The 8,694-nt window shown below is 58.9% G+C and carries 8 protein-coding genes and 2 pseudogenes; 7 read left to right on the top strand and 3 right to left on the bottom strand.

What is annotated here, in order from left to right:
* From CMG77_RS00115 to CMG77_RS00105, 3 genes are all read left to right on the top strand, one after another.
* The coding region (locus CMG77_RS00115) for a sialidase family protein (protein ID WP_286903379.1) at positions 1-1,085 on the top strand (1,085 nt) is incomplete at its 5' end.
* A gap of 98 nt (positions 1,086-1,183) precedes the next feature.
* A complete protein-coding gene (locus CMG77_RS00110) occupies positions 1,184-1,573 on the top strand; it encodes a PH domain-containing protein (protein ID WP_286804847.1) in 390 nt (129 codons plus the stop codon).
* Positions 1,573-1,887, top strand: coding sequence for a hypothetical protein (locus CMG77_RS00105; protein ID WP_286804849.1), 315 nt, complete (start codon positions 1,573-1,575; stop codon positions 1,885-1,887). The genes CMG77_RS00110 and CMG77_RS00105 overlap by 1 nt, the downstream gene beginning before the upstream one ends.
* 28 nt (positions 1,888-1,915) lie before the next feature.
* On the opposite strand, the gene trhA is transcribed toward CMG77_RS00105, so the two are convergent.
* Entirely contained in the window at positions 1,916-2,575 is a 660-nt protein-coding gene (trhA, locus tag CMG77_RS00100; protein ID WP_286804850.1) for a PAQR family membrane homeostasis protein TrhA, read from the bottom strand.
* A gap of 106 nt (positions 2,576-2,681) precedes the next feature.
* On the opposite strand from trhA, the gene CMG77_RS00095 reads away from it, so the two are divergent.
* Both CMG77_RS00095 and CMG77_RS00090 read left to right on the top strand, forming a co-directional pair.
* Complete coding sequence (locus tag CMG77_RS00095; RefSeq protein WP_286903378.1) at positions 2,682-3,641, top strand: HPP family protein; 960 nt, start codon at positions 2,682-2,684, stop codon at positions 3,639-3,641.
* 22 nt (positions 3,642-3,663) lie between these two features.
* On the top strand, positions 3,664-4,371 hold the full coding sequence (locus CMG77_RS00090) for a glutamine amidotransferase-related protein (protein WP_286903377.1): 708 nt from the start codon (positions 3,664-3,666) through the stop codon (positions 4,369-4,371).
* On the opposite strand, the gene CMG77_RS00085 is transcribed toward CMG77_RS00090, so the two are convergent.
* Together CMG77_RS00085 and CMG77_RS00080 are read right to left on the bottom strand one after the other, a co-directional pair.
* Positions 4,372-5,931, bottom strand: coding sequence for a cation:proton antiporter domain-containing protein (locus CMG77_RS00085; RefSeq protein ID WP_123638121.1), 1,560 nt, complete (start codon positions 5,929-5,931; stop codon positions 4,372-4,374). It abuts the gene before it with no gap.
* A 150-nt stretch (positions 5,932-6,081) separates the two neighbouring features.
* On the bottom strand, positions 6,082-6,915 hold the full coding sequence (locus CMG77_RS00080; RefSeq protein WP_286903376.1) for a 3-keto-disaccharide hydrolase: 834 nt from the start codon (positions 6,913-6,915) through the stop codon (positions 6,082-6,084).
* Positions 6,916-7,352: 437 nt separating this feature from the next.
* Between CMG77_RS00080 and CMG77_RS15660 the strand changes: the two are divergent.
* Together CMG77_RS15660 and CMG77_RS00075 are read left to right on the top strand one after the other, a co-directional pair.
* A pseudogene (locus CMG77_RS15660) lies at positions 7,353-7,655 on the top strand (cellulose binding domain-containing protein); the annotation flags it as partial.
* A 69-nt stretch (positions 7,656-7,724) separates the two neighbouring features.
* Positions 7,725-8,694: pseudogene (locus CMG77_RS00075) on the top strand (endo-1,4-beta-xylanase); the annotation flags it as partial.

Raw genomic sequence — 8,694 nt, 5'->3', positions numbered from 1 at the left:
TGGGAGGTACCTTTGTGGAAACGCCCATGCGCATCGGCCCCTGGGAGGCGAGCAATGGCGATCTTTACTTTCTGATGGAACCGGCGGAAACCTGGAATGCCCTGATGACTGTCAAGTCCACCAATGGTGGAGAGAGCTGGTACGAAGTGGATGGCGCACACCGCCCCAAAACCGGCGACCTGGAAGGCTTCGCCTCGGTTCGGGTGGACGACAGGATCCATATGCTGCACCAGACCTCCGATCATGTGTTCTATCACGTGTTCCGCACCTCAGATCACCCCGAGCAACCGGATACCTGGGCCATTCGCGACGAACGACTGGCCTCCCCCGAAGAGCCACCTACCCAGGTGGCCGATATCGCTGTGCGCTCCGATGGTAGCGTGGTGGCGGTATACGGTGGCCCCGATAAAATTCACTCCCGCACCCGCTCACCCGAGGGTGACTGGAGCGAGGAAACCGTGATTGATGCCGACATCGGTCCGGCTCTGTCAGGCCCGGCGCTGGTGCTCGGCAAGCATGGTGTGGTGCACCTGGCTTACACCGGCGATGACGGCAGGGCGTTCTACCGTCAATTACTACCCAATGATGAACTGACCGAGCGGCAAACCATCGCGGAGGGACTCGGCACCGATAGTGAAGATATCGGCTCCATTCTGCCCCTGGTGTATCAGCCGGAGTCCGAAACGGTCGTGATGATTTATCGGCGGGCGGACGGCTATCTCTGTGAGCGGCGGCTCGACGCCAAGGGCAACTGGAGTGACCCGGTTCAGGTGAGCGACCGCACCGTGGTCCAGAACGCCGTTGACGCCGATCAGACCGGGGCGGACGCCATCGCCTATGGCAACAGTGTCCAGGTGCTGTTTATTGAGGAGGATACCGGCCACCTCTACCACACCGAACACGGTGGTGAGGGCGACTGGAGTGAAGCCCGGTTGTTGGTCGACGATGAATCGGTGCAGTGGGTGCGCGGTGCGCTGGTCAAACGGAATGAAGCTTCTGCGGCTTATGGCTACGTCTATGACGGCGGCGCCGATGGTGGCTCCGGCAAGAACCGCTACCGGGAGCTGCCACTCAAGGCACGCTGAAGTTCAGTGAATCGTCCGGGGTGTGAACCACCCCGGCTGCAGGGGGCGCACGGGAGTGCTATTATCAAGCTCATTGACCCAAGAACAAGGAGCCTGCCATGAGCGAACCCCTGTACTCCGAACACCCCGCCATGTTCAAGAACAACCCCATCGGTTTTATCGTCAGCCTGTTGCTGATTCCGGTTTTCGGGCTGGGGCTGCTGATTCTGCTCTGGTGGTATTTGCAGTGTAAAGGCTCACTGCTGACGGTGAAAGAGCACGACATTCTGTACGAACAGGGCCTGCTCAGTAAAAACCGGGCCGAGTTCAGTATTTCGGGCATTCGCACCGTGCGGGTCAACCAGAGTTTTTTCAATCGCATTTTTGGCGTGGGTACGATCCAGATCTACACCGCTGGTGACCAACCTGAAATCGAAGCCAAGGGGATGCCCGAACCCAACCGGGTGCGCGAATTGATCAAGGCCCGCCAGAACGGAGGCGCCCGGTAATGGTGGGGGAAGAAGATCGCAAGGACAGGAACGAATCCCGCAAGATTGCCATTGTCCTGGTTTCGCTGGTGGTGTTGGTGGGCGTGGCGGCGATGTTGCTTTTGCCCTCCCTGGCCGAATTCTCCGCGTCCTATCTGGAACCCGGCATGGGGCTGAAAACCGCCGCCATTGTCTCCTTCTTTGTCACCGTCGTGCTGTTTCTGGTCTTCGCCGTGGCTTCCGGCGACGGCCTGTTGGGGGAGTTGCAGTTTATGCTGCTGGGCTTCTTCCTGTTTTTTGTGATTTTCTGGTTGATGATCGCCTGGATTTTTTGATCGTCTGTTTCAAGTCGCTTGACCCACCTCAGTGGGCATAACCAAACACCGCGACAAAGTGGCATAGGGTGCCGCCCAACACAAACAGGTGCCAGACAAAGTGGGCGAACTTGACCTTCGAGTCCAGCACATAGAACACCACACCCAGCGTATAAGATGCGCCACCCGCCACTAACCAAGCGATACCGGCGGCCGGTACCTCGCGGGTTAGCGGGTGCATGGCCACCAGCACCATCCAGCCCATGACCAGGTACAGCCCCACCGAGAGTACCGGGTGGTGCAGCTTCCTCAGGCTCTTCATCAACACCCCAAAAGCCGCCAGCACCCAGATGATGCCAAACAGCGTCCAACCCCAGGGGCCGCTCAAGGCGCCCAGTGTAAAGGGGGTGTAAGTGCCGGCAATCAGCAGGTAAATGGCCGAGTGATCGATGTCCTTGCAAATCCGTTTGGCCCGTCCCTGCGGCAGCATGTGGTACACGGAGGAGGCCAGGTACAGCACGATCATGGTCGCGCAGAAGATGCTGACGCCCACCACAAAGGCCGGGTCCTCCAGGCGAATGGCCCGGGCCACCATGAACGGTGTGGCAATAATGGCGGCAATCAGGCCGATCCCGTGGCTGATGGTATTGGCGGCTTCTTCGCCCACCGTCTGCAAGCGGCCCTTCAGAGCCTGAGTGGCTGTGTTCATCAAGTGCTCCCGACGTGAATTCCTATGCTGAGCGCCAGCATAACCGACGCATGGTGGTCCGGCTAATGATACTATGCGCACTTTTTTGGTGCATGAGGACAGGTTGGTGTCTATCTCCTCTCTCTGGCGAGAAATTCTTGCCTATCTTGGCATTGAGCGCAACCGGACCCGCCACAGTGAAAAGCTGCTATCGGCACTGGGTGCCTTCGTGGGCATTCTGGCGGTGTATGGTTTCTCCCACTGGTATCTGGCCGACGTCGGTGCCCTGTTGATGCTCGCCTCCATGGGCGCTTCGGCGGTACTGCTGTTTGCCGTACCGCACGGGGCATTGTCCCAACCCTGGGCGGTGATTGGCGGCCATCTGGTCTCCGCAATAGTCGGGGTCAGTTGCCAAAAGTTGTTTCCCGGTACGCTCTGGACGCCGGCCCTGGCTGTTGGGCTGGCGGTGGCCGCCATGCATTACCTGCGCTGCATTCATCCGCCGGGCGGTGCCACCGCTCTGGTGGCGGTCATCGGTGGGGCCAGTGTACATTCCATGGGTTACCACTATGTGATCACCCCGGTGGCCCTGAATGCGCTCACCCTGGTGGCCACGGCGGTGGTGTTCAACAGCTTTTTCGCGTGGCGCCGCTATCCGGCCCACTGGAGTCGCCGCCTGGACCATACCAGACACGCGCCGCCCAAAGTCGGCTCCATCACCCTCAGTCAGGAAGATCTGGCGGCCGACATGGAGCAGCTGAATTCCTACGTCGACATTACAACGGAAGAGCTGGTGGAGCTGACGCAGCTGGCACGCGAACACGCCGAGCAGCAGGTCGAGCACCCGCAGCGAATTGATGCCGGTCGTTTCTACAGTAACGGAGAGTTGGGAAATCGCTGGTGTGTGAGGCAAGTCGTTGATGCGGCGGACGCCGCGGAACAGCGCCGGGATCAGGTGATCTATAAAAACGTCGCCGGCGCCAACGCCTATGAGACCGGCATTTGTCAGCGGGAAGAATTCCGGCAGTGGGCGCGCTTCGAAGTGGTGGAATCCGGCGGAAGGTGGGTTAAGCTGGGCGGCAGTTGATCAACAAGACGGGAGTCAGTGCATGCGATTGGCCATTCTGGATGCGGATATTCTGAGAGAGGCGTTGCAGCCTAAGTACCACAGCTACGGCCGAATGTTTGAGGCGCTGTTCGAGCGTCAACAGCTCGATTGGGAGATGGACATTTTCAGGGTCATTGAGGGCGACTATCCGTCGGACATGGATCAGTATGATGCCTACCTGATCACCGGCAGCCAGTACGATGCCTTTTCCGATGAGCCCTGGATTCGCCGACTGCGTGAGTATGTCCGGGCGCTGTTCGAGGCGGATAAACCGATGGTGGGTGTCTGTTTTGGCCATCAACTGCTGGCGCACGCGCTGGGTGGAGAGGCCGGGCGCGCGGACACCGGTTGGGGCCTGGGGGTGATGACCTATCCGTTGCTGACCAAGCCACCGTTTGTGGATGATGCCGAATCGGTTTCGTTGATCATCAGCCACCGCGACCAGGTGACCCGCTTACCGCCCGACGCCGAACGTCTGCTCAGTAACGACTTCTGTCCGAATGCGGCCTTCCATATCCCCGGTCGGGTTCTGGCCATTCAGGGCCATCCGGAATTCAGCGTGGACTACGCTCAGGCCCTGTTGCAGTACCGCAAACAGGAACTTACGCCAGACCACCTGGCCCGGGTGCTTGAAAGCTACTCGGTTCCTCACCAGGGTGAGCGTGTTGGCCAGTGGATGCGCCGGTTCCTTGAGCAGGCCGTCGCCTGATCAGTGCTCGGCCCGGCCGGTCTGCATGTACTGACAGATGTGCTCGGCCAGGCTGGTGCCCGCCTCATTCATCGTCAGGTAAGTCCGGTTGGCGCCAGCGGCGTCGATGCGGTTGGCTTCATCCTCGTACAGGCTATGAGACACGATATAGCCCTCAAAGCCATTGCTGCGCAGTTTTTTGGCGGAAATGATTTTCGCTTCCGAGTCGCTCATGCTCAGGACCACCGCCTTGATCTGGGTCATGTCCAACCCCTGCCAGAAGGCCTGATCCTCAGCGTCGGCGAACAGAATATTGCGTCCCGCCTTACGGTGTTTGTCCACCTTGCCGGGGTCCGAATCCAGGGCAATCAATTTATAGCCCTGCTTCTGCAGGCGTTCGTAGGCGGCGGCACCGGTGCGGCCCATACCCATCACCACCACCTCGGCATCACCCAGGGAGATCGGCTGCTCGTCCGGATGCCAGCTATCCCGTTCCAGCTTCTGCAGGCGGTTGGCCAGCTTCTCGTAGAGCGGATGGGCGATGTGGTTGAGCGGTGCGGAGAGCACGAAGGAAAACGCCAGGGTAATGGCAATCGGCACCAGCCACTCCGGCAGCGCAACACTGGCGACGATCAGGCCAAACTCGCTGTAGTTACTCAGGCTCAGGCCAGTCAGAAAGGCGCTGCGGGCGCGCAGCTTGAAAGCCAGCAGCAATACGAAGAACAGCAGCCCCTTGAGGGGCAGCACCAGCGTCATGATGGCGGCAAAAATCAGCATGTCGGCGTCGGGCAACCCCTCCATGCCGATCTGCAGAAAGAAACCTACCAGAAACAGTTCTTTTACGCTCCAGAGCGAGTTGGACAGCTCGGTCGCGCGCGGGTGATTGGCCAGCAGGGCGCCAAAGGCCAGCGCTCCCAGTTCGGAGCTGAGTCCCACAGACTCGAACCCCTGGCCACCTACGGCCAGTGCCAACAGCAAGCCCAGCAACATCAGCAACTCGTCGTGGCCACTCATGTCGAGCAGGCGATAGAACACCGGACGCAACAGCGGCAGAGCGAAAATCAGCAGCGCCCACCAGGAGGGCGTCTCGCCGTTGGCAAAGGCCATGACCACCAGGGCGATCAGGTCCTGCACAATCAGAATGCCGATGGCCACCCGTCCGTGAAAGGCGCGCAACTCTCGCTTGCTGTCGAGCACCTTGGCCGCCAGCACGGTGCTGGAGAATGCCAGCGCCACCGCCAGCATGCCGGCGGTGTAGGGCGAGATATCCATAAACAGATAAAACGCCGGGGCGAGCACCAGACAGGACACGGTAAAATGCAGCAGCCCGCCGCCGATCACCTCCGGGCGCACCAGGTTGCGCAAGCGCAACTTCAAGCCCACTGTAAACAGCAGCAACAGCACACCCAGGTGGGCGATATGATCCAGTATTTCGCCATTCTCTTCGGGGAGGTTCAGTGCCGGGGCGACCGCACTGATGGCAAAGCCGGCGGCCAGGTAGCCGATCAGGTTGGGCAGGCCCATCCGGTGAACCAGAAATCCCAGGGTGAAGGCAAATGCGATCCAGACGGCTTCCAGCATGAAAAGCTCCGATGGTGAAACAAGGGGTCCAGTATACGGGTGGCTAGTATATCTGACCAACGCCAATAAAAAAGCCGTCGCCCGGACTCGGACGGCGGCTCAAGCGAGATGGTCAATGAGGGATGGCCGGTCACTCACCCCGGTGCATCATCAGTAAGTGCAGGCGTCCGGGTCGTTTGCTACAAAATAGGACTTGTAGTTGCTGGCACTGTCGTCCATGCAGCCCTTGAGGTTGAGCAGGCGCACCGAGCGGAATTCGATAGGGGCGCTTTCCGCCTGCAGTGCGATATAGCCCTCGTGCAGTAGCGTACCGTCATCCAGTTGCATGCCGCTGTACCGGATGACTTCTTCACCTTCCACTCGGTGAATCGCCAGGTCATTGCCGTGCACTTCCACTTCGGCGGTGACCCACTGATCGCCGTGGTAGGTCTTGCTGGTGGACTCGATGATGTGGTCCTCGCGCAGCTCGCCCTTATAAACCGCATGAGTACCCGGCGTCACCAGATTGGAGGTGTGGCGCTCATCGGTGCCGTTGCCACCGAGCAGTTGCACCTCCATGCAGGCGGGGTAGCCCTGGTCGATTGCCATTTCATAGGGCGATTGGGCGTGATACATGATGCCGTTGTTGCGAATGGCCCACTCCGGCGCACCGGCGACCTGTTCGCCCACAAAGCGGTATTCCACCTCGATGCGGTAGTGGGAGAAGGGCTCCTTGTAAAAAATGTGGCCCCAGCGACCGTTCAGTTCATCGTATTGGTCATAACTGACCACGATCTTGCCGTCCTCCAGGCGGAAGGTGTTCAGGGTGTTTTCGCCCGGAGGAGAGCCGGCAATCTTGATGATCCAGTCATCCAGATCCTTGCCGTTGAACAGGTCGACCCATTCTTCCCGGTCGGCTTGATTGGGGGTGTTGGGTTGGCTGTTACAGCCGGTCATGACCGCAGTGGCCAATCCGATACAGAGCAGGGGTTGGGTCCAGCGCATTGGGGGGGTGCCTCGTTTGTTTATGATTTATGGTGCTTGGCGGGAATGATGCCAAATTTATTATGTAAAAACAAAGTTCTTATATAAAAAAGCCTGCAAAAGGGTTCATCGGCCAAGGTATTGCGTTCCTATCCTTGATTAGAAAGCAAAGCGGGCGAGATTCGTGATGCGTGGCACAAACCGGAGAAACAATAAAAGGATCAGGCGCCAACCCCTTAAGTTCAAATTGACAATATGTGGGTGCGGTAGTTAACTCCAGAAGACGCCTACGGATCGGCGGTACCCAATAGCGCTTGATAACCCGTTCTAATAATCAACAATCAGCGTTATTCACTTAAGTTGTTATTGAGTCGAACCTCCGTCGGTGAGCAGGCGTTTTCTTGCATTCATTTGCAACACTCCATATGCCAATAATGACTTGAAACAGGAGTTCGAAAATGACCCACTTACTACACAGAAAACTGATGTTGGGGGCGGCGTTATTTGTATCCGCCCAGGCGGCGCAGGCCATAACTTCCGGCTCCGCTGAGGCCACCTTGAATGTCGATAACCAGTGGGGCTCTGGCTACTGTGCCAGCGTCACCATCGACAATAATGGCGGTAGTGCCATCACGGACTGGACCGTCGGCCTGGATCTTAATGGCAGTAGCATCAACAACCTCTGGAACGGCAACCTGAGCGGAACCTCAGTGACTCCCGCTGCTCATAACGCCACCATTCAGGCGGGTAACAGCACCGGCTTCGGCTTCTGCGCCAACGGTGGCAGCATTGCGGAGTTGGCCTCCCTTGATGTGGCAGGGGGCGATGGATCGAGCAGCAGCTCCAGCTCCGACAGCTCCAGTAGTTCAAGCAGTTCCAGCAGCTCCGATGCCGGCGGTGACAACAGCGTGACCGTGCGCATGAGTGGCGTGACCGGCGACGAAAGCGTCAGCCTCGAAATTGGTGGCCAGACGATCGAAACCTGGACGTTGAGTGTCGGCATGCTGGATTACACCGTGAGCACCAACGCCACCGGAGAGCTTCGCGTGGCCTTTACCAATGATGAAGGTGATCGTGACGTGCAGGTGGACTATGTGATCGTCAACGGCGTCACCTACCAGGCGGAAGATCAACAGGACAACACCGGCGCCTGGGACGGAGAGTGCGGTGCGGGTTCCTATTCGGAAATGCTCCACTGCAGCGGTTCCATCGGTTTCGGCAATCCGTTTGATGGCAGCAGCTCGTCCTCCAGTTCCAGCAGCTCTTCCAGCTCAAGCAGCGACCCGAATCCCGGCAACCCGGACTTCCCGCCCTTCCACGTGGGCAACATCACCACCAGCGGCCAGGTCCGTTCCGACTTCATGCAGTACTGGGATCAGATCACCCCGGAAAATGAAGGCAAGTGGGGCTCGGTCGAAGGCACGCGCGATCAGTACAACTGGGGTCCACTCGATGCCATCTATGATTTTGCTCGCGCCAACGGCATTCCGGTCAAAGCTCACGTACTGGTGTGGGGCAGTCAGCGTCCCGGCTGGATCGATAGCCTGAGCCCGGCGGAACAGCGCGCGGAAATCGAAGAGTGGATCAGCGACTACTGTGACCGCTACCCCGATACCGAAATGATCGACGTGGTGAACGAAGCGCTGCCCTCGCACGCACCGGCCAACTACGCCGAGAGCGCCTTTGGCAGCGACTGGATCACCGAATCGTTCCGCCTTGCCCGTGAGCACTGCCCGAACGCGGTTCTGATCTATAACGACTTCAACTTCATGACCTGGGACACCGACGCGATCATCGATA

The organism is Marinimicrobium sp., assembly GCF_002695945.1.
GTDB lineage: Bacteria > Pseudomonadota > Gammaproteobacteria > Pseudomonadales > Cellvibrionaceae > Marinimicrobium > Marinimicrobium koreense.
Note: the sequence above shows the minus strand (reverse complement) of the source record. Positions and strands in the feature narration are given on the sequence as shown.